This is a genomic window from Ligilactobacillus ruminis DSM 20403 = NBRC 102161 (assembly GCF_900113455.1).
GTDB lineage: Bacteria > Bacillota > Bacilli > Lactobacillales > Lactobacillaceae > Ligilactobacillus > Ligilactobacillus ruminis.
The window spans coordinates 1-21073 of record NZ_FOPI01000005.1; the positions used below are offsets into that span (position 1 = coordinate 1).

At 42.1% G+C, this 21073-nt stretch carries 17 protein-coding genes and 1 other annotated feature; of the genes, 1 reads left to right on the forward strand and 16 read right to left on the reverse strand.

Translation table 11 applies throughout. The features are described from left to right. Positions 1-284: 284 nt before the first annotated feature. The 12 genes from BMZ95_RS01375 to BMZ95_RS01435 form a co-directional block, all read right to left on the reverse strand. A complete protein-coding gene (locus BMZ95_RS01375; RefSeq protein ID WP_046922570.1) occupies positions 285-1475 on the reverse strand; it encodes an ABC transporter substrate-binding protein in 1191 nt (396 codons plus the stop codon). Between the two features lie 468 nt (positions 1476-1943). Then, positions 1944-2225 (reverse strand): 50S ribosomal protein L27, encoded by a 282-nt coding sequence (gene rpmA, locus BMZ95_RS01380; protein ID WP_003698495.1) that lies wholly within the window; start codon positions 2223-2225, stop codon positions 1944-1946. Positions 2226-2251: 26 nt separating this feature from the next. Continuing rightward, positions 2252-2572: a ribosomal-processing cysteine protease Prp gene (locus BMZ95_RS01385; protein WP_003698497.1), complete on the reverse strand. Its 321-nt coding sequence runs from the start codon at positions 2570-2572 to the stop codon at positions 2252-2254. An 18-nt stretch (positions 2573-2590) separates the two neighbouring features. Next, entirely contained in the window at positions 2591-2899 is a 309-nt protein-coding gene (gene rplU / locus BMZ95_RS01390) for a 50S ribosomal protein L21 (RefSeq protein WP_003694096.1), read from the reverse strand. Between the two features lie 17 nt (positions 2900-2916). Then, positions 2917-2994, reverse strand: a sequence feature (ribosomal protein L21 leader region). A 99-nt stretch (positions 2995-3093) separates the two neighbouring features. Further along, on the reverse strand, positions 3094-3447 hold the full coding sequence (gene rplS, locus BMZ95_RS01395; protein WP_003694097.1) for a 50S ribosomal protein L19: 354 nt from the start codon (positions 3445-3447) through the stop codon (positions 3094-3096). A gap of 135 nt (positions 3448-3582) precedes the next feature. Further along, positions 3583-5916, reverse strand: a complete 2334-nt coding sequence (locus BMZ95_RS01400; RefSeq protein WP_046922569.1) for a phospholipase D family protein — start codon at positions 5914-5916, stop codon at positions 3583-3585. A gap of 234 nt (positions 5917-6150) precedes the next feature. After that, positions 6151-7911 carry a pyruvate kinase gene (gene pyk, locus BMZ95_RS01405; protein ID WP_014073316.1) on the reverse strand — a complete coding sequence of 587 codons (1761 nt, stop codon included), beginning with the start codon at positions 7909-7911 and terminating at the stop codon, positions 6151-6153. 66 nt (positions 7912-7977) lie between these two features. Next, positions 7978-8940 (reverse strand): 6-phosphofructokinase, encoded by a 963-nt coding sequence (gene pfkA / locus BMZ95_RS01410; protein ID WP_014073315.1) that lies wholly within the window; start codon positions 8938-8940, stop codon positions 7978-7980. Between the two features lie 350 nt (positions 8941-9290). Beyond that, positions 9291-10166: a translation elongation factor Ts gene (tsf, locus tag BMZ95_RS01415; protein WP_014073314.1), complete on the reverse strand. Its 876-nt coding sequence runs from the start codon at positions 10164-10166 to the stop codon at positions 9291-9293. A gap of 96 nt (positions 10167-10262) precedes the next feature. Further along, a complete protein-coding gene (gene rpsB, locus BMZ95_RS01420; protein WP_014073313.1) occupies positions 10263-11057 on the reverse strand; it encodes a 30S ribosomal protein S2 in 795 nt (264 codons plus the stop codon). Between the two features lie 311 nt (positions 11058-11368). Beyond that, a complete protein-coding gene (locus tag BMZ95_RS01425) occupies positions 11369-12355 on the reverse strand; it encodes a D-2-hydroxyacid dehydrogenase (protein WP_014073312.1) in 987 nt (328 codons plus the stop codon). A 659-nt stretch (positions 12356-13014) separates the two neighbouring features. Then, complete coding sequence (locus tag BMZ95_RS01435; protein WP_014073310.1) at positions 13015-13740, reverse strand: GntR family transcriptional regulator; 726 nt, start codon at positions 13738-13740, stop codon at positions 13015-13017. Between the two features lie 588 nt (positions 13741-14328). Here BMZ95_RS01435 and BMZ95_RS11100 point away from each other — a divergent pair. Beyond that, the gene (locus BMZ95_RS11100; protein WP_155400508.1) at positions 14329-14511 is read left to right on the forward strand and encodes a hypothetical protein; all 183 of its coding nucleotides are present in this window, start codon (positions 14329-14331) and stop codon (positions 14509-14511) included. Positions 14512-14520: 9 nt separating this feature from the next. Here BMZ95_RS11100 and rpoD read toward each other — a convergent pair whose 3' ends face one another. From rpoD to glyQ, 4 genes are all read right to left on the reverse strand, one after another. Beyond that, positions 14521-15642: an RNA polymerase sigma factor RpoD gene (gene rpoD / locus BMZ95_RS01440; protein WP_014073309.1), complete on the reverse strand. Its 1122-nt coding sequence runs from the start codon at positions 15640-15642 to the stop codon at positions 14521-14523. A 53-nt stretch (positions 15643-15695) separates the two neighbouring features. Next, entirely contained in the window at positions 15696-17534 is a 1839-nt protein-coding gene (dnaG, locus tag BMZ95_RS01445; protein WP_046922568.1) for a DNA primase, read from the reverse strand. A 395-nt stretch (positions 17535-17929) separates the two neighbouring features. Beyond that, entirely contained in the window at positions 17930-20008 is a 2079-nt protein-coding gene (gene glyS / locus BMZ95_RS01450; protein WP_046922567.1) for a glycine--tRNA ligase subunit beta, read from the reverse strand. Then, positions 20008-20925: a glycine--tRNA ligase subunit alpha gene (gene glyQ / locus BMZ95_RS01455; protein ID WP_014073600.1), complete on the reverse strand. Its 918-nt coding sequence runs from the start codon at positions 20923-20925 to the stop codon at positions 20008-20010. The genes glyS and glyQ overlap by 1 nt, the downstream gene beginning before the upstream one ends. Positions 20926-21073 lie beyond the last annotated feature (148 nt).

The window sequence follows — 21073 nt, forward strand, 5'->3', positions numbered from 1 at the left end:
TTCCATTGTGTTTATCACCTTTTACAATTTATGCACTAATTATAATATCCGATTTAAAATGAATCAGGAAAAAAGAAGCGCTGAGTGCTTCAAAATAGGCGATTCATCCCCCGCTTAGAGAAGTGGGGGCATTCTCGCCCCTTTAGGGTAAAATACAGTGCTTTTGATTTGACTTTTAGCATGATCAAATCTACAAAAACAGTCAGAGCCGATTAAGTTGCCGCTCTGACTGTCCGTATTCTGATTTGAAGCTTTTTTGTCTTTTTTATCTCACCGTTTACTAATCATTTAACCACATATCCTTTGGACGGCTTGCCATTTTCAAGCTTAACGATTGTGATTGCTTTTTTCGGATTGTGCTTTGCATCCATCGTCGTATCGCCCGTCACGCCCTTAAAGTTTTTGATTTTCGCCAATCCTTGCTGAATCTTGACGGAATCAGCAGATTTTTCAGTTTCGATTGCCTGTTTGATCATATAAACGGAATCGTATGACAATGCTGCAAACGTTGGCGAATCTTCACCGTACTTGTCCTTGTAAGCTTTGTTGTAAGATGCGACTTTCGGATTAGAGTTTGCAGTAAGTGCCGTGAAGGCCGTCGTGTAATAAATGTCCGTTGCATTCTCTGCACCGGAGATTTTGACCATCTTGTCATCAGACATTCCGTCAGCGCCCATAATCGGCTGCTTGATTCCTGCTTCACGCGCCTGCTTGATGATTGCTCCGCATTCCGTGTAGTATGCCGGAACGTATAAAACGTCAAACTTCTTGCTCTTGATTGAAGTTAAAACCGAATTGAAGTTTTTGTCTCCGGCTTGGAAGTACTGAGTATCAACAACTGTCCCTTTGAAGTATTGCTTAAAGGCTTTGGCAATCCCGATGCCGTAGTCGCTCGAATTATCGGCTAAAATTGCTGCACGTTTGGCTTTAAGCGTTTCATATGCAAATTTTGCTGCAGAACTTCCTTGATAATCGCCTTTGAAATATGCTCGAAAGACATACGGATGAACTTTGCCGTTCTTATCAAGCGTAAAGTCAGGAGCAGTGGCCGATGCCGACAAAAACGGTACGCACATCTTATTTGCGGTCGGAATCGTTGCCGTTCCGTCATTTGTAGTTGCAGGACCGATCGTTGCGACAACCTTGTCCTGCGTTGTCAACTGCGTTGCAACCGAGGCACTGGTCGATGTCGAACTCTTGTTGTCACGATAAATCGCCTTGATCTTCTTCTTTTTTCCGTTGACGTTGACTCCCCCCCTAGCGTTGATTTCATCAACAGCAAGCTGAATGCCGTTTTTTTCCTGTTGCCCGTATCCGCCGGCTGCACCTGAAAGTTCCATGTTAACGCCTATTTTGATTGTATCGCCTGCCTGATTGCCTTTGGTTGCGGCCGACGTTTTCGAAGTACATCCTGCCATAAAAACCGAACACATCATAATTGCTGCTGCAAAGCCCGTCATTTTCTTAATTTTCATATGGAACCAAACCCCTTCATAAGTTGTACTCTGATTAATTAATTTTCGAATCGGCGGGAATAAAAAAAGCCCTCGTTCCGACAAGCTGGAACGAAGACTTTTTAAACCCCGGGAGCCCTCATTCCAAGCGTACTCAAACAAGGACCCACCAACATAAGATGTCAATCTCTTACGTCAACGAATCCTTGCGAATAGTAGGAGGGCACGAGAAGAAGCGCCTTGAAACATATTTGATTTTTTAAATTTGATAAATCCCATTTCAATCGCTCCTTTCATAATTAATTTCCTGTATCGATTTGAATAATGTCATTATAATTACAAATGAATTAATTGTCAATGTGTTTTTTGTAATTTTATGTGATTATTTACATCGTTTATTTTAACAGGCAAAAAATTATTCTGAATTTATCCAAAAGAAAAAGGTTCCCAAAATTCTTTCATAAGAATTTGGAAACCTTAAACATTTAATTAGTCAGCAACAGGGTAAACAGATACCTGTTTCTTGTCGCGACCTTTGCGTTCAAATTTAACAACGCCGGCTGTCTTGGCAAACAAAGTATTGTCACCGCCCATACCAACGTTTACGCCTGGGTAGATGTGAGTTCCGCGTTGACGGTAAAGAATTTCTCCACCGTTAACTGTTTGGCCGTCGGCACGCTTTGCGCCTAACCGCTTAGAACGTGAATCACGACCGTTTGATGTGGAACCGCCCCCCTTTTTGTGGGCGAAGAATTGCAAGTTCATAAACATATCGAGTGCACCTCCTCTGTGCAAAACTATTTCACATGTATATATTCATGATATGAAATTTCAATGTCGCGCAAGCCTAATTCAAGGCTTTCAAGCAATAATTGAACTTTTGGGTCGTCCAAATCAGAATCATCAACAGAAACTTTCATGAAACCGCCGTTCAAATCATCCAATTCCTTTTCCAAAACAACCCCGGCAAGTTTCTCCAGACTATTGATCGTATTGATCGACAATACCGAAACTGCCGCACACACAATATCTTGACCATATTCTCCTGAATCAGCATGACCGCTCAGCTCAAAACCGCTGAGCCGCGAATCTTTACGAAACAAGCATGCATTAATCATCTTGAAATGCTCCTGAAATTATGCGTTGATTGCATCGATAACAACCTTCGTGTATGGTTGACGATGACCTTGCTTTGTGTGTTGATGCTTCTTTGGCTTGTACTTGAAAGTTACGACCTTCTTTTCGCGGCCTTGCTTTTCGACAGTACCTTCAACCGTGGCACCTTCAACAAATGGCGTTCCGATAACGGTCTTTTCGCCACCTACCAAAACAACTTTGTCAAAAACAACTTTTTCGCCGGCTTCGTTTGCAAGCTTTTCAACGTAGATTGCTTGACCAGCTTCTACCTTGAGTTGCTTACCGCCTGTTTGAATAATTGCGTACATGTATGTGCACCTCCTTATATGATTCTTAGACTCGCCGTAATGTAGTGATTCGTAAAACGAATGCTTTGACTTAAAACGTGCGGTTGCAGCTGTGACATGCACAAATACAACGTTAATATGATAACAAGTTTTTCTTGCTTAGTCAAGCAAAAATAAAAAGAGTCGCGAAAAAAATCCGCAACCCTTTTGTATAATTACTTGCGACGTTCTGGAATACGAGCAGCCTTGCCGCGAAGTGCACGCAAGTAGTAAAGCTTTGCACGACGAACACGGCCCAAACGTACGACTTCAATCTTGTCAACACGTGGCGTATGAAGCGGGAAAGTACGTTCAACGCCTACGCCGTTACTGATCTTGCGAACGGTGTATGTTTCAGAGATGCCTTCGCCACGACGCTTGATAACAACGCCTTCGAAGATTTGGATACGTTCGCGCTTGCCTTCGACGATGCGTGCGTGAACACGTACCGTATCACCGGCGCGAAATTCTGGAATATCATTACGCAATTGTGATTCCGTAATTTTTTTAATCAATGGATTTACTGACATTGGTTTTTCTCCTTTTCGTCGACATTCATGTCCAGTTGCAGCGGAATATCGTTAATCTTTGGCACATAAGCCAACAATTAGTTTATCACATCAGACAAATTCTGTAAATATCATTTTAGAATTAAATCCGCTGTCTCAATCATCATGCCTGAAAAGATTTTTCAATTTGTATCCGAGTTTTTTTCGCATTCTTTTTTCTTCTTCTTGTTTTTTGACCTCTTGCTGCAATTTGAACTGAGTTTCCGCCATTGCTTTTCCTTGCTCGATTGCTTGAATCTTAGCAATTTTGATTTCATGTTCATCATGCGCCAAGCCTGTGTCTGCCCTGTATTTTTCACGCAAAACGCTGTTCCCGAGCCAACTGTCCATATTGTCGATCACGATCGACAAACCGGCATCGACTTGAGTCGGACAAATTTCAAGTTTCGCCGGCAGATAGTCGAAATAACGGCTTACCCCGTCTCTTCCCGGGAAACAGTCTTTCGGAATGAATGCCGTTTCATCTCCTTTGTTAAATGAAATCTTCTCCAAAACGTTCTTATCGCTTAAAAGCGCAAGCCAGTTTCTGCGGCCGTTGTCGTTTTTGATATCGTAGTTATCCGATTCAAAATAGCGTTTCATCCCGTCATACAGAGCGTGTTCCGACAAAAGGCCCTTAAACGCCTGCTTGACCGGATACAAAAAATCTTTTGAAAGATTTTCGTAGTCTTCATCAGAAACGTTGTCAAGCCAAGCATCTATCCAATACGTGAGATAAAGAAACACCTGATTGCTCAGATCATTTTCAAAATGCGTCAATTGATTCGCTTCGCTTTTTGAAATCTGCCTGAATTGGTTCTCTTGCCCGAATGCATATGCCCTTCGTCCAATTTGATGCGGAATCGAAAAATTATGATTTCGATCGTTCATCGCAATCAGCACCACGGGATGCGGTGCGCCTTTGTAAGTATTGGAAAGATACTTGAGCGGATTTTCGGCAGATTTCGACTGAATCAGGCCAATATTCGGATCATCAATGCAAATCGGAGTAATGGAACTTTTTGTCAGCATGTATCTTTGAATGAATTCCCAAGTATTCTTGTTCATGACAAGCGGCGTTTCCGAAAAAGGATTCTTCTTCTCAGCTTCGGTCAGTTTCTGATTATTTGCCAGTTTCTCTTTGACTCCCGCCTTAAGTTTAAACATATCATCTTGCGCATTGACAATATGTTCTTTGCTTCCGATCGTCAAACACGAAACAATCTTCAAAAGCGTCGTTTTGCCCGTCTCTCCTTGGCCGATCAAGGCAGCAACAACCGGAACGTTCTCGACGATTCCGCCGTGCTCCGAAATTACCTTTCTGATTTTCCAAATATTGGCCGATTCTAAGACATACATCAAAAATGAAAATACGGCTTGCGATTCATCGTCCTGCTTATTGTCTCGATAAAAGAAGACAATGTCGCAAATATCTTTGACGTCTTGCTTGCTGATTTCGCATGGAGGAACAATCTTGTGCTGCACACTTGAACCATACATTGGCGTTTCAAAAATAGCCTTTTCGTCATCATCATAAAGAAACAATGGTTTGGGATAATAGTCGGAAGCTTTAACATTTTCAAATACAAAGCGCTCGTTTGGATCTTCATCATGATACACGACATTCAGGAGTTTCTTTCTGAGCGGTTCATCGTCCATAACGGAAACTTTCTCTTTAGGAAACCCCTTTGAATCGTATATCAGGTTCAAAACTTCGATTGAATCACGCTTTTCTTTTTGAATCACGTCAAAATCGCGAATTTCCCCGTTGAGTTCCCTTTTTTCGGACAAAATTTCTTTAGCACTGATTCCGATTGGATTGTCAGCGTCAGTCAAGGCCGACACGGTCTCGTCAAGCAGATAGATTTTCTTTTCCTCAACCGTCGTTTTGCCCAAAAAACCGTTAATAATCTTTCGATCGGCAAAATCGGCTGAGCCGTCATAGATTTGATTAAAAATTGATTGATAAATTTCTTGATATAGTTTGTCCTCTTTCAAGCCGTAATCGCACAAAAGCATTTCAAAATTATCATGAAGCGCCTTTTCGCTGAGATTCATCGAACCTGAATATGCACGATATTTATTGCTGTCTTTTGAGTCTAAAATATACAGTTTGGTATGAACCAGCCGCTTGTGCGTGAATCTGATTGTCAAGCTGCCATCTTGAAGTCGATTTTTCATTTCCTCACTGCATTTTTCAAGAATTTTAAAGCGCTCACTGGTCATGCCTTCAATGTAGTCAGCAACTCCGCTTTTAGCATTTCCGTCGCCCATTCCGATCACCAGACATATTTTTTGAAAGCGCGGAAACAGATATTTTTCAATCACGTCAATATTTGCGTTAAACATCGTTCCATAGAACTCGTCAAATTCAGAGCCGTTACGATCGATGTCTTTAAAAAAATCATTCCCCAAATCTGCTATTTTTATGCGATCTTTAATAACAACCATTTTTTCACCCCAATCTTAATTTAACCTGTGACATCCGCCTTTTGCGTTAATAATAATTATTTTATCTCAAAAATACGTTCGTTTAAAGTACAAATATAAAAAACATAATTTCAAAAAAGGCAATGCGAAATTACTTTTTAAACACGGTCCAATCATTGAAAACAAAAAGACCAAGGGCTTTCACCCTTGGTCTCAATTTGATCAAATTAATTTTTTCGAACTTTAAACTGTCGATTAAAGTGCGTTTGATGCACCATGGTAAACAATACCGCGACGGCTGTCAACAGTTACGACTTCGCCATCAGAGATGAGCGATGTAGCATTCTTGGCACCAACGATGACAGGAATCCCCATTGAGATGCCGACAACGGCAGCATGTGATGTCAAACCGCCATTTTCAACGATCAAAGCTGAAGACTTTTCGATAGCTGGCAAGTAATCCTTGTCTGTCGTAGATGTAACAAGGATGCCGCCTTCAATAGCCTTCTTGTTTGCTTCGTCAGCTGATGAAGCAACAACCGTCTTGCCGATAACCGTTTCGTCACCAACACCTTGACCTTCAACCAACTTGGAGCCGATCAATTGAATCTTCATAACGTTTGTCGTACCCTTTTCGCCAACAGGAACACCGGCTGTGATAAGAATCAAATCGCCTTCCTTGGCAAAGCCGCACTTCTTAGCTTCTTCCGTTGCCAAGCTGAACATTTCATCTGTTGAAGATGGTGTTTCAGCAACAACAGGGTAAACGCCCCAGTTGATGGACAAGCCGCGACGTGTGCGTTCATCGAACGTAACTGCCAAGATGTCTGCATCAGGACGGTACTTGGAAATCATTCGTGCCGTATGACCAGACTTCGTTGCAGCAACGATTGTCTTGATGTTCAAGTTGTCGGCTGCTTCAGCAACGGCACGACCGATTGCTTCCGTAACGTCCGTCTTGTCAAAGTCGTTCAAAGCAAATGTCTTGTGTTGACGCAATGCGTTTTCAGCCTTAACGTCGATACGAGCCATCGTTGCAACAGCTTCAACAGGGTAGTCACCGTTTGCGGATTCGCCGGAAAGCATCGTTGCATCCGTGCCGTCGAATACGGCATTAGCAACGTCAGAAGCTTCAGCACGTGTAGGACGTGGGTTTTCTTGCATTGAATCAAGCATTTGCGTAGCCGTGATGACAGGCATGCCCAAAGCATTGCACTTCTTAATCAAAGCTTTTTGTACCAAAGGAACGTTTTCTGCAGGAATTTCAACACCCATGTCACCACGAGCAATCATCAAACCATCAGAAACCTTGAGGATATCGTCGATGTTGTCGATACCTTCTTGTGATTCGATCTTAGGGAAGATTTGAACATGTTCCATGTGCTTTTCTTCCAAAAGTTCACGAATGTCGAGAACGTCTTGCGGCTTACGTACGAATGATGCAGCGATGAAGTTGATTTCGTTATCCAAGCCGAAACGAATATCATCAGCATCTTTTTTCGTAATGCCAGGAAGGTTGATGGAAACGCCAGGAGCATTGACACCCTTGCGTGAACCAAGAACACCTTCGTTCAAAACTTTACATAACAATTCATGGTTTGCTTCGTCTTTCTTTTCAACTTGCATGTCAATCAAGCCGTCATCAAAAAGAACATGGCCGCCTTCATGAACGTCATCATACAAGCCTGGGTATGTTACGGCAATCTTTTCATGCGTGCCTTCGATGGAATCATCCATGGAAATACGTACTTCATCACCGATTTCAAACTTGATCTTGCCTTCTTTTTGTACAGTCGTACGAATTTCGGCACCTTTAGTATCAAGCATGATACCAACCATCTTGCCTGTGATCTTTTCAGCTTGATGTACAAGATTGATACGACCCAAATGTTCTTCATGGTCACCATGTGAGAAGTTGAAACGGAATACGTTAGCACCTGCTTCAATCAACTTGCAAATTGTATCCAAATCTGAACTAGCTGGTCCAAGTGTACTTACGATCTTGGTCTTTTTCATGAGTAAATTCTCTCCTTTGAAAAATTAAAAATGACTTTAAGTCTTCTTTATTAAAACTAACGTGAATTAGAAGCTCAAGCGATCATTGAGATCTGCCAATGACACGTCTGTCTGATGCTTATGGTTTTCAAGTGTGTCGATAATATCAGTAGCAACAAGCTGGTTGTCATGAATACCGATAGCAAGGCCGCCCTTGCCTTCAAGAAGCAAACGTACGGCATAGTCACCGAAACGGCTGGCCAATACGCGATCTTTCGGTGTAGGAACACCGCCGCGTTGTACGTGTCCCAATGTGATGGCACGACTGTCAAACTCACCGTATTGATCAAGCTTTTCCTTGAAGTCTTGTGCTGACATTACGCCTTCAGCAACGACAACCAAGCCATGATCCTTGCCATGTTCACGGTTAGCCGTCAATTTGTCAGCAATAGCCTTAATATCATAGTCACGTTCTGGGATGACGATTGCATCTGCACCGGCTGCGATTCCGGACCAAAGAGCAATGTCACCGGCGCCACGACCCATAACTTCGACAACAAACACGCGTTGATGAGACGTTGCCGTGTCGTTGATACGATCAAGTGCTTCCGTGGCTACGTTAACGGCAGTATCAAAACCGATCGTGAAATCAGTTCCTGGAATATCATTATCAATCGTACCTGGGACACCGATTGAGTTGAAACCGAGTTTCGTCAGTTTCAAAGCACCATGATAAGAGCCATCGCCGCCAATAACAACCAATGCATCGATACCGAACTTCTTAAGTTGTTCGATACCTTTCAATTGCGTTTCCTGTTCTGCAAATTCTGGGAAACGTGCAGAATAAAGGATCGTACCACCACGGTCGATAATGCCGTCAAGCTGATGAGACTCCATCTTAAAGATATTCCCTTCAACAAGGCCTTTATAACCATAATTGATACCATATGCTTCAAGTCCTGCGTTCATCGCAGAACGGGCAATTGCACGCACGGCAGCGTTCATACCGGATGAGTCGCCGCCACTTGTCAAAATACCAATGCGTTTCATTTCTTCACCTCAAGTAAAAATTCTGTAGCACTACATTCTCCAAAAACAATGTTATCACTTTTTTAAGTTTTTGTCTTGTTATTTAAGCGAATTTCATAAAAAGTTGATATATGTTTTTTCCATATCATTTTTTCAAATCAAAATATTTTGAATTACCGTCAATTCAAAGAATGATTTAATTTTACATATGTAAAAACTAATGTAAAGTTTGCGTAAACGCTTATGACTTTTACGCATCGAACATGTTTGAAAAAAGCATATTTGACAAAAAACTTAAATAAGCATCTAAAATACTTAACAATACGAATAGCATTCAAAAAAGAGGCCAGAACCCCTGACCTCTTAAAAAATTATTTAACTTGACTCATAACTTCTTCAACAAAGTTGTCAGCTTTCTTTTCGATGCCTTCGCCGACTTCGTAGCGAGTGAATGACTTGTTTGCGCCATTTTTTGAAGCAACGTACTTGGCAACCGTTTGATCTGGATCTTTGACGAAATCTTGTTCATCCAAGACGATTTCAGCAAAGAACTTGCCTAAGCGACCTTCAACCATCTTTTCAATAATCTTTTCAGGCTTGCCTTCGTTTTTGGCTTCTTCAGTAAGGACAGCCTTTTCATGTTCAACTTCTTCAGCAGGAACCTGGTCACGGTTGACATACTTAGGGTTGCTTGCAGCAATGTGCATTGCAACGTCCTTGGCAACCGTTTCGTCTGCACCGTCAACGACTGTCAAAACAGCGATGCGACCGCCCATGTGAAGGTAAACGCCAAAGTTTTCGCTATCGGATTTTTCAACGACTTGGAAACGACGAAGTGTGATCTTTTCACCGATAACTTGCGTTGCTTCAATGATTTCATCATTGATCGTTCCTTTTTCGGACTTGATTGCAAGTGCAGCTTCCAAATCAGCCGGTTTGTTTTTGGCAATTGCAGTTGCAATGCTCTTTACAAGATCCTTGAATTGTTGGTTTTGTGCGACAAAGTCCGTTTCAGCATTAATTTCAACGATTGCAGCCGTGTTGCCGACAACTTCAACGTCAGCCAAACCTTCAGCAGCAACGCGGTCGCTCTTCTTAGCAGCCTTTGCGATACCTTTTTCACGCAAGAAATCGATAGCCTTGTCCATGTCGCCTTCAACGGCAACCAAAGCCTTCTTAGCGTCCATCATGCCGACGCCTGTCTTGTCGCGCAATTCTTTTACTTGTGCAGCAGTAATTTTTGCCATAGTTGAAATGGCCTCCTTAAAAAATGATTTTTATCAAAAAAGCCGCCTCGAACTTGAGGCCTAAATGCCCAGATTCGAGACAGCCTAAGTTATTAACTATTCAGCATCTGTGTTGTCGTTGTCGCCTTCGACTGCTTCAACGATGTCTTCGATTGAATCAACGCTTTCGTCTTCAGCTTTGAAAGCTTCTTCAACAGGAGCTTCGTCTTCGCCTTGACGACCTTCGATAACGGCATCTGCCATCTTAGCCGTAATCAAGCGAACCGCACGGATTGCATCGTCGTTAGAAGGAATCTTAACGTCGATTTCATCTGGATCTGCATTCGTATCAACCATAGCAACGATAGGAATATTAAGCTTTTGTGCTTCTTTAACGGCAATGCGTTCCTTGCGAGGGTCAACGATGAAGAGAACGTCAGGGATACGTGGCATGTCTTCAATACCGCCCAAGAACTTTTGAAGGCGATCGCGTTGCTTAACGAGCAAGGCAACTTCCTTCTTTGGAAGACGTTCAAACGTGCCGTCTTCTTCCATTGCCTTGATTTCCTTCAAACGCTTGATACGTGTTTGAATCGTATTCCAGTTTGTTAAAGTACCGCCCAACCAGCGATGGTTTACGTAGTATTGACCACAACGCTTTGCTTCTTCTTCAACGGCGTCTTGTGCCTGCTTCTTTGTGCCGACAAAAAGAACAACGCCATCATTAGATGCAGCATCCTTTACAAAATCATATGCTTCATCAATCAACTTAACCGTCTTTTGCAAGTCGATGATGTAGATGCCATTGCGTTCCGTAAAGATGAATTGCTTCATCTTAGGATTCCAGCGACGTGTTTGGTGACCGAAGTGGACACCTGCTTCAAGTAATTGTTTCATGGAAATAACAGCCATAACAATTAACCTCCAAAAATAGTTTTAATTATCCTCCCCCATGTTCAACGGCTGAAGACTCAAATGAGCACCCTTTTTGCCATCGCATGGAGTGTGAATTGTACTGTTCCACAGCACTTGCTACATTATACTTTATAATTGCGTCAAATGCAACAAAAAATATTGTCCGACAAAAAATTTAACGGACAGTCTCACCTTCATCGCCATCACAGAAAGCGATTTCCCGCATATACAAAAACCGGCTTAGATTTGCAATTAGCTGCAAATCTAAGCCAGTTTTTCATTTTAAGGCATGTTCCCAACCACGAAAATTATTTGACTAAAGTACTTGAAGTCCCCGTTTCAATGACTTCTTTAGCTGAATTAAGCGAAATCTTGACCATGTTTTCAACGGCAACGTTCGTATAGAATGCAATATGCGGTGAAACAACAACGTTGTCGAGCTTGATTAATTCCTTAAAAGTTTCGTCTTCAATTTCTTGGCCTTCAAGATCATGATTGAAAATGCTTGCTTCATTTTCATACGTATCAAGGGCCGCACCGGCAAGCTTGCCGGATCTGAGCGCTTCGACAAGGGCTGACGTATCAATCAATGAACCTCGTGCCGTATTTACGATGTAGGCACCGTCCTTCATCATCGAAATCGTCTTTTCGTTTATGAAATGGTAGTCATCATCCGTTGCCGGCATATGCAGCGTGATCACGTCGGCTTTTTTCAACAAATCTTCTTTTTCGACGTAAATGCCTTCTTTTTCAAGTTCCGGATTATGGAACGGATCATAAGCAATGACCTTGGCACCGAATCCCTTGTAAATTTGAATTGCCGCACGACCGATTCGGCCCGTTCCCATTACGCCAACTGTCATTTTGCCAAGTTCCTTTCCGACGAACGGTGCCCAACGATAATCTTGCTTGGCCATTCTTTTGCGGAACAGATTCTGGTTACGCAAAAGCTGCAAAAGCTGCGTAACGGAAAATTCGGCAATGGCGCTTGGCGAATATGCCGGAACATTTGTCACGGCAATGCCGTTTTGCTTTGCGTCATCGAGATTAATGTTGTCAACGCCAACGTTTCGCACGGAAAATACCTTGATGTTTGCATCTGATAATTCTTTAAACAGATTATCAGGGTAAAGACCGGTCTGCAATCCGATGACCGCATCGTAACCAACGGTTTCAGACACATTGTCCGGAGTAATCTCTTCTTTCTTCAAAGAAACTTCAATTCCATTTTCCTTTGACCATTCTTCAAAATATCGGCGTTCGTCTTCCCGAACGTTAAAAGCAACAAACTTCATGATTTCCTCCAAAAGAAATAAATTATCTATTATACAGTACAGGTTCCGGTTATCGTATTATAAATAAAAATTATACATCCATAACCCATAACCTTCATCGAACCTAATTTTATCATGAAAACACGTAAATAAATCTTATTTGCACGAAATTTAATTTATTTTTTATTTATTTTGTGATGCCGCTTGAAAATACAGTTCTCATCCCCCTTTAAAAAAATGAATTCGATTCAGTAATATGCAAAAAACGGATTATATTTGCAATCAATCGCAAATCTAATCCGTTTTTTCGTATAAAGGACGATTGCCTTCCATGATGGAAATAACCAAAAATAGTTTGGCGCGCTGATTCATCAGGCGCTGCATTTGACAAAATTACGGTGTCCACTGTTATGTTTATAAAATGGGTCTTCTGTCCGTAAATGGCTTGCTCGAAAAATGGCGATTACGGACAAAATGGGCAAAAACAGCTCTTTGTCCGTAGATTTGAGTGAAATCTTGGATAGATTGGTTGAGCAGTACTGCTGCTTGAAAAAGTAGTTTTTATTCATTTGGAATTAAAAAAGCCGGACAAAGTCAGCCGCAAATCGACCGCCTTCGCTTGGCTTTTCGTTTAATTCAAGAGAGAAAAGAGACTCTTTCCCAGCCTCTTCCGGCTAGACCTAATTAAAATTATTAATGTTCATAACGGTATAGCTGCGCTTGTCCCCAGGGACGTGACTCGTTGAATATTCAATCGATTTGCCGTTCGTCAACCAAACAACCTGCTCAACCTCAAGAATCGGAGAACCTTTTTCTACATTAAGCTCCTTGACATCTTCATCATCAGCACCCAATGCAGAAAATTTTCTGAAGGCATTTCCAAATTTGAGGCCAAGTTCATCATGAATATAAGTATAGATAGACTTTTCGCAAACTTCTTTTGAAAGTTCAGGAACAAGATTTACAGGCATGTACGTATGTTCCAAAACGGTCGGTTCGCCATCAATTATGCGGATGCGCTTGACTTCATAAACCGGGTCGATGCGTTTGATGTTAAGATTTTTTTGAATTTTTTCATCCGGAAGCTGAACGTCAAATAACAAAACATCGGACTTGATGCGATCAGGACCAAATTCTTGATATGCTCCTCTGAAATCATCGACCGTCACGTCTCTTTCGTGATCAACGAACGGAATCTTCCCGCGAACGTAGGTTCCAAGGCCTGATTGCTTGTAAATCAAGCCTTCTGAGGCCAAACCGTCAAGTGCCTTCTTAACGGTCAGCCGATTTACCTTGAACTCTGCTGCCAAAGTCGTTTGGTCAGGAATCAATTCTCCGGCCTTATACGTCCCGTTTTCAATTCTTTTGCGAACAATATCAGCAACTTCTTGATATTTAGTAGCCATAACTCAACCACCCCATCTTATTAATTCATATCTGCATACATTCATATTATATATTTTTCTATGACAAAATCAATAATTAGGTTAAATTATTTCTTATTCTACTAAAAAAACATAAATGCATATCAATACTTTTGTACTAATGAAACCGCCTTATGTATTTCAGTTTCTGTTCGAATCTGATATTCATCTAAAAAAATTCAACATACATCTAGTGCAAAAAAAGGCATTGATGACTAGAAAGCCAAAAACGCCTTTGTCAACCACCACCGATGCCTGCCTTGGTTCTCAACAATGCAATTGCTGAGCTATTTGCTATCTGCGATCATCATAACACAGTATTACTATCCGGACGCTGAGAAAAAAACTATGTCTCAAATTGAAAAAACGGATGATTTGCAATCAATCGCAAATCTGATCCGGTTTTTTTGCGTATGCATGATAATTGCCTTCCATGATGGAAATAACCAAAAATAGTTTGGCGGTAAATTTGACTGAGAGCGTAGCACGCTGATTTAGCAGGCGCTGCATTTGGCAAAATTACTGCCGTTTACGGACACATTGAGTAAAATGTAGGATTTGTCCGTAACTTTGAGTGAAATCTTGGATAGATTGGTTGAGCAATACTGCTGCTTGAAAAAAGTAGTTTTTTCATTAGAAATTAAAAAAGCCGAACAAAGCCAGTCGCAAATCGACCGTCTTCGTTTGGCTTTTCGTTTAATTCAAGAGAGAAAAAAGACTTTTGCCCAGCCTCTTCCGGCTAGACATAAATAAAATGATGTTTTATTCCAAAAAATCCTTAAGCTGCTTCGAACGAGAAGGATGACGAAGTTTTCTCAGTGCTTTTGCCTCAATCTGACGAATTCGTTCACGCGTGACTCCAAAGACCTTTCCGACTTCTTCAAGCGTGCGCGTACGGCCATCGTCAAGCCCAAAGCGGAGACGCAAAACGTTTTCTTCCCGATCGGTCAACGTATCAAGCACGCTTTCAATTTGCTCTTTAAGCAACTCGTATGCGGCATGGTCTGCCGGACTAGTGGCTGCATGATCTTCAATGAAATCGCCAAGATGCGAATCATCTTCTTCACCGATCGGCGTTTCAAGCGAAACAGGTTCTTGGGCGATTTTCAAAATTTCACGAACCTTTTCAGTCGGAAGATTCATTTCTGCGCCGATTTCCTCAGGAATCGGTTCGCGGCCAAGGTCTTGAAGCATTTGGCGCTGAATTCTGATCAACTTATTGATTGTTTCAACCATGTGAACCGGAATCCGAATGGTACGTGCCTGATCCGCAATGGCACGCGTAATCGCCTGCCTGATCCACCATGTGGCGTATGTTGAAAATTTGAATCCTTTACGGTAATCAAATTTTTCAACCGCCTTCATCAACCCCATATTCCCCTCTTGAATCAAATCAAGAAAAGACATTCCGCGCCCAACGTATCTTTTGGCGATGGAAACTACGAGACGAAGGTTTGCTTCTGCGAGACGCTGCTTTGCTTCTTCGTCACCTTCTTCAATTCTCAAAGCAAGTTGTTTTTCTTCTTCAGCCGTCAAAAGATTGACGCGCCCGATCTCCTTCAGATACATTCTGACAGGATCGTTGATTTTAACCCCGGAAGGTGCGGAAACGTCGCTTTTTGAAAGTTCTTTTTCCTCTTCCTTAGCCTGATTCAAGCTTTCTGCCGTAGGATCGCCATTTTCATCGACAACGGAGATTCCTTTCTTCTCAACGTCTGCAATCAAATCATTAATTTGTTCGGACGTCAAATCCAGTGGTGAAACACGCTTCGTCAGTTCGCTGTACCTCACCTCGCCAGCCTGCTTGAATTCCTGGACGACTTCACGCAACGCCTTCTTGTACACAACGTCATCCAACTGGTTGTTTTTCTTCTCTTCTGCCAATGTTAGGCCCTCCCTTTAATAATTGAAGCTGCAATAATTGACACGCAGTTCAGCTAAGCATCAGCCTGCTTTTCCTGCATCATTTTAATATATTTAATGGTTAATTCCGTTATTTTATTGACATCATTTTGCCTTTTGGCCTGATCCAACTGAGTGCTGATTCGTGTAATCTGTTCTTCCAACGGCGCATCATGTTTCAGCACTTTCAAGCAATCGTCTACCTCTTGTTCATCATAGTCTCCGTAGTCTTCCATCTCAATCGAAATCAAGACGTTTTGCAATTTTGAATCTTCAACATAATCAAGAAATTTGGCATCGTCATATTCGGAATGCTCGCTGTAATATCCTTCAATCAATAAATACAGTGCTTGATAATCAACATGAACGAATTGAAAATCTTCAATCGAGCTCACCTTGGAATAAACGCTATAATCATTCAGAATTCGATGAAGCAACAGGCGTTCTGCTTTTTCAATTCTGGAAAATTCCTTTTCCTTGACAACGTTTGAATCAACGCTTGTTTTCTTTAAACTGCTTTCTGACCGCACGTTTCTAGTGCCCAGCTGCTGTTTCAAAACTCGCAACTGACTTTCAAGACTCATTTTGTCAATTCCGAATTCCTTAGCCAAACGCCCAAGAGTCAATTGTATCTGCAAAGAATCGCTGACTTTTGCGGTTTCTCCCAAAACATCCGTAATGTATGCAAGCTGTCCGCTTTCCGTTCCAAGGTTTTTTCCTTCCTTGAAGTAGCGCATATAAAATTCAAGAACGGTTTCGCGGTCGTCATGAACTATTTTTTTAAACGATTCCGTGCCGTGTTTTCTGACGTATTCGTCTGGATCCAGTTTTTCAGGCAAATTAACAACTTCACACTCGATTTTCGACGAATCTTCAAAAAGATCAAGGGCCCTTTTGGTTGCCGCCTGTCCCGGCTGATCACCATCATAGCAGACAAGAACCTTCTTTGTTATTTGTTCTACTTGATAAATCTGATCATCAGTCAGGCTGGTTCCCATTGAAGCTATGCCGTTCTTGACTCCGGAACGATACGCAGCCAAAACATCCATGAACCCTTCGAACAAATAGACCTCGCCATCACGTCTGATTACGCTTTTGGCTTTGTCAAAGTTGAATAAAACTTTGCTCTTTTCGAACAATAATGTTTCTGGGGAGTTTAAATACTTTGGCGACTTGTCGTCTTTGATCAGAAGCCGACCGGAAAAAGCTATCGTCTGGCCTGATGCATTTCTAATCGGAAACATTACCCTCGAATGAAAACGATCAACCAAACTTCCGTCTCCGTGTTCAGTAAACAGGCCTGATTTCCTGAAAAGCTGGTAATCACCAATACCATGCGTTTCAAAATAAGTCTTTAAAAAATCTTGCGAGGGTGCAAACCCCAAACCGAATTCTTCAATCAAATCATCCGTAAGACCGCGTTGATGCAAATAATCCAATGCTTGCTCGCCGATTTCAGCGGTCGTCAGCATATAATGATATACATCAGCTGCAGTTTTATACAAATTTTTCAGTTGCCCAATTTCTGAAGATTCAAATTCCTTTTGAAATCGGGCTTGATTTTCCGAAGAATAGCGAGGATCTATTTCGATATTTTCAAGTTCAGCAACTCGATAAACAGCCTCTATGAAATTCAAGTCTTCAAGTTCCATGATAAACTTAAAAACATTTCCGCCGCGTCCGCACGAAAAACAGTAAAAAAACTGTTTTTGCTCATTGATTGAAAACGACGGCGTCTTTTCAGCATGGAAAGGACAAAGACCCACCCAGTTTTTGCCAGCATGCCGCATTTGAACGAAGTTGCCGACAACATCCAGAATATCTGCATTGCTTCTGACCATATCAATCGTTTTTTCGGGTATTCCGCCAGCCAAAAAATCCCCTCCCGTCATTAACCACGAGGCGTAGAAAGGTCGCACACATAAGTGTACGACCTGTTTCGCATAATCATTGGCTATTGTATAACATTTTCTGAAATTTGTCAATCAGACCTCAGACCAGACTCTCGTTCAAAAGACATTTGCTGATTGTTGACGAAATTGCCTGAACTTTGATGAAAATAATCCAAAAAAAAACGCATCGGCAATTTTGACTGAGATCTTGACGAGATTAGTTGAGCAGCACTGCATTTATCAAAAAGAGCAACTTTAAATGTATCAAAATTGAAAAATACCGAACAAAAACAGTCTTAAGCTGACCGCCCTTGTCCGGCATTTAATTAATTCAAGCAAGAAACGGGATTTTACCCATTCTCTCTTATTTAGCTTGATTATTTGACGTTTAATTCTTCGAGCGATCCGAAAGCAGTTGTCAGATTGCTAAGCAAAACAAGCTGACTCAAACGATTGTGCTTGACTTTCTCATCATCAGCCATGACCATCGTTGCATCGAAATATTCGCTGATTGCACCCTTCAAGCCATGCAAAGCTTGATACTTGTCCTCATATGACTTGCAGCAATATCCTTTTTGAGCATTTGAGCAAGCATCATACAACTTCTTTTCCGAATCGTTTTCAAACAACGATTCGTCGACCGAGGCAGCTTCAAAATCAGCCTTTTTCGCCAAACGAGAAACGCGCGTCAAAGCTTCGATCGTTTCCTTGAAATCATCATCTGAAGCATGTTTTGTCAGCGTTTCTGCAGCTTCAAGGACCGAAACGAATTCATTGTCTTTGTTTGCAAGCGCAGCCTCCAAAGCATCTCGGCCGACGTCATTGTTTGAACCAATGATTTGAGCAACGCGATCAAACATGAAATCTTTAACGCCTGCGTAATTCTTTTCAGGATCGATGTTTGCATAAAGATCTCCGCGTTCTTTGAATGCGGACATGATTGCCTCATGCAGCAAAGGAACGGACAGGTTCCATCCTTTGTCAAGCGCGATTCTCACGATGCCAAGGGCTTGACGTCTCAAAGCATACGGATCGTTTGAACCGCTCGGAATCATCCCTGCAGAAAAGAATGCTTGAATGCTGTCTGCTTTATCGGCAATCGAAAGAACTGCTCCAATCGTCGACTCCGGCAAATCTCCTTCAGAACTCGTCGGCATGTATTCTTCACGCATTGCTGAAGCAACGGCATCCGTCTCACCGAACAAGGAAGCGTAGATCTCGCCCATCACGCCCTGCAGTTCAGAAAATTCGCCGACCATTTCGGTTACAAGATCGAATTTGTAGATCATTGCAGCACGTTTTAAATCCGCAAGCTGCGTTTTGCTGAGTCCGAGATGCTTGCCAAGATAAGCCGCAATTAAAGCGACACGCACCATTTTTTCATAAATCGTTCCGATCTTATCATGGAACATGACTTTTTTCAGTCGTTCGACATAGTCTGAAATTGTTTTCTTTTGATCTTCTTCATAGAAGAACTTGGCATCTTCAAGACGAGCCGTCAACACTTTTTCATTGCCTGAAACGACGTTTTCGAGATAAGCACTGTTTCCGTTTCTTACGGAAACGAAGTGCGGCAAAAGTTTGCCGTCAGAGTCTTCAACGTAGAAATATCTTTGGTTGTCCTTCATTGAAGTAATCAAAACGGCATCAGGAACCGAAAGATATTTTTCATCGAAAGAACCTGCAAAAACAGTCGGATATTCGACCAAATTGTTGACTTCTTCCAAAAGATCAGGATCAACGACAATGTTCCACGAATTCTTCTTGGCGAGTTCGTCGATTTGAGACATGATGATTTCCTTGCGTTCCTTGGCATCGGCAATAACCATTTCCTGCTTTAAGCATTCAGGATACGCATCCGCATTCTTTACTTCGACTTCTTTTCCCAGGAATCTGTGTCCTTGCGATTTTCGACCAGTTTCAAGATCCAAAACCTTAAAGGGAACGATCTCGTCGTTAAGCAATGAGACGATCCAGCGAATCGGACGAACGTATTCGAAATCATTTGAACCCCAACGCATCATTGTCGGGAATTTCATCTCCATTACGACTTCTTTGACAGACGTCAATACTTCTTTTGCGGACTTGCCGGCAATGAATTTTTTAACGTAGACGTACTCAACGCCCTTTAATTCTTGGAAGAACAGTTCATCGACGCTCACGCCTTGTCCGCGTGCGAATCCCTGGGCGGCTTTCGACCAGTTGCCGTCTTTGTCATAGGCAATCTTTTTTGCAGGACCTTTAGCCAATTCCTCGATGTCTTCTTGCTTGTCGGCAAGACCGATAACCTTGAGAGCCAGACGACGCGGCGTTGAGTATGCTTCTATTTTATCGAAACTGAGACGATTTTCCTTTAAAAAGGAGGTCATGCGTTCAACCAGCTGATTGATGCTTGGCGTGACGACATGTGCCGGAATTTCTTCCAGACCAATCTCAAGCAAATAATTTTGTGACATTATTTATCCTCCTTCAACAATTCTTGACGAAGTTTTTCATCTTTGATGAGCGGGAAGCCAAGTTTCTTTCGTTCTTCAATAAATGCTTTTGCGACTGATTTAGCCATGTTGCGAATTCGAGCAAGGTAGCCGGCACGCTCCGTAACCGAAACCGCACCGCGAGCATCCAACAGATTGAACGTGTGACTGCATTTCAGGATATAATCATAAGCCGGGTGAACCAAGCCGTTTGCAATCTGCTTTTTGGCTTCCGTTTCATACGTATCAAACATTTTCAAAAGCATTTCCTGATTGCTTTCTTCAAAAGCATATTTTGAATGCTCATATTCCGGTTCTTTAAAGATGTCGCCGTATTTGACGCCGTCTGACCATTCAAGATCAAAGACCGAGTTGACTTCTTGAATGTAAGACGAAAGTCTTTCAAGTCCATACGTTACTTCAACGGCAACGGGGCGAACTTCCAAACCTCCGACCTGTTGGAAATAAGTAAACTGAGTGATTTCCATTCCGTCAAGCCAAACTTCCCAACCTACTCCGGCACATCCCATTGAAGGGTTTTCCCAGTTGTCCTCAACAAAACGAATATCGTGTTCCTTTGAATTGATTCCCAAAGCCTTGAGCGAATCCAAGTAAAGATCCTGGATGTTTGAAGGATTCGGTTTCATGATTACCTGAAATTGGTGGTGCTGGAACAAACGATTGGGATTTTCTCCATAACGTCCGTCAGCCGGCCGACGTGACGGTTCAACGTAAGCAACGTTCCACGGTTCGGGTCCGATTGCACGTAAAAACGTGTACGGGCTCATCGTTCCGGCACCTTTTTCATTGTCGTAAGCCTGCATGAGCATGCAGCCTTGCTTAGCCCAGAATTGTTGCAAGGTCAAAATAATATCTTGCATTGCTAATTTTTTAGCCATAAGGCAAAGTCCTCCTAAAAATTTATTGCGAAAACAACCAGCTCAATCGCATAAAAAAGTCCCTATGCGACGTCTGTGGTCACATAGGGACGACTTTTCGCAAATCGCGGTTCCACCCTACTTCTAGTTTTGCCTAGCAGCTTAATTT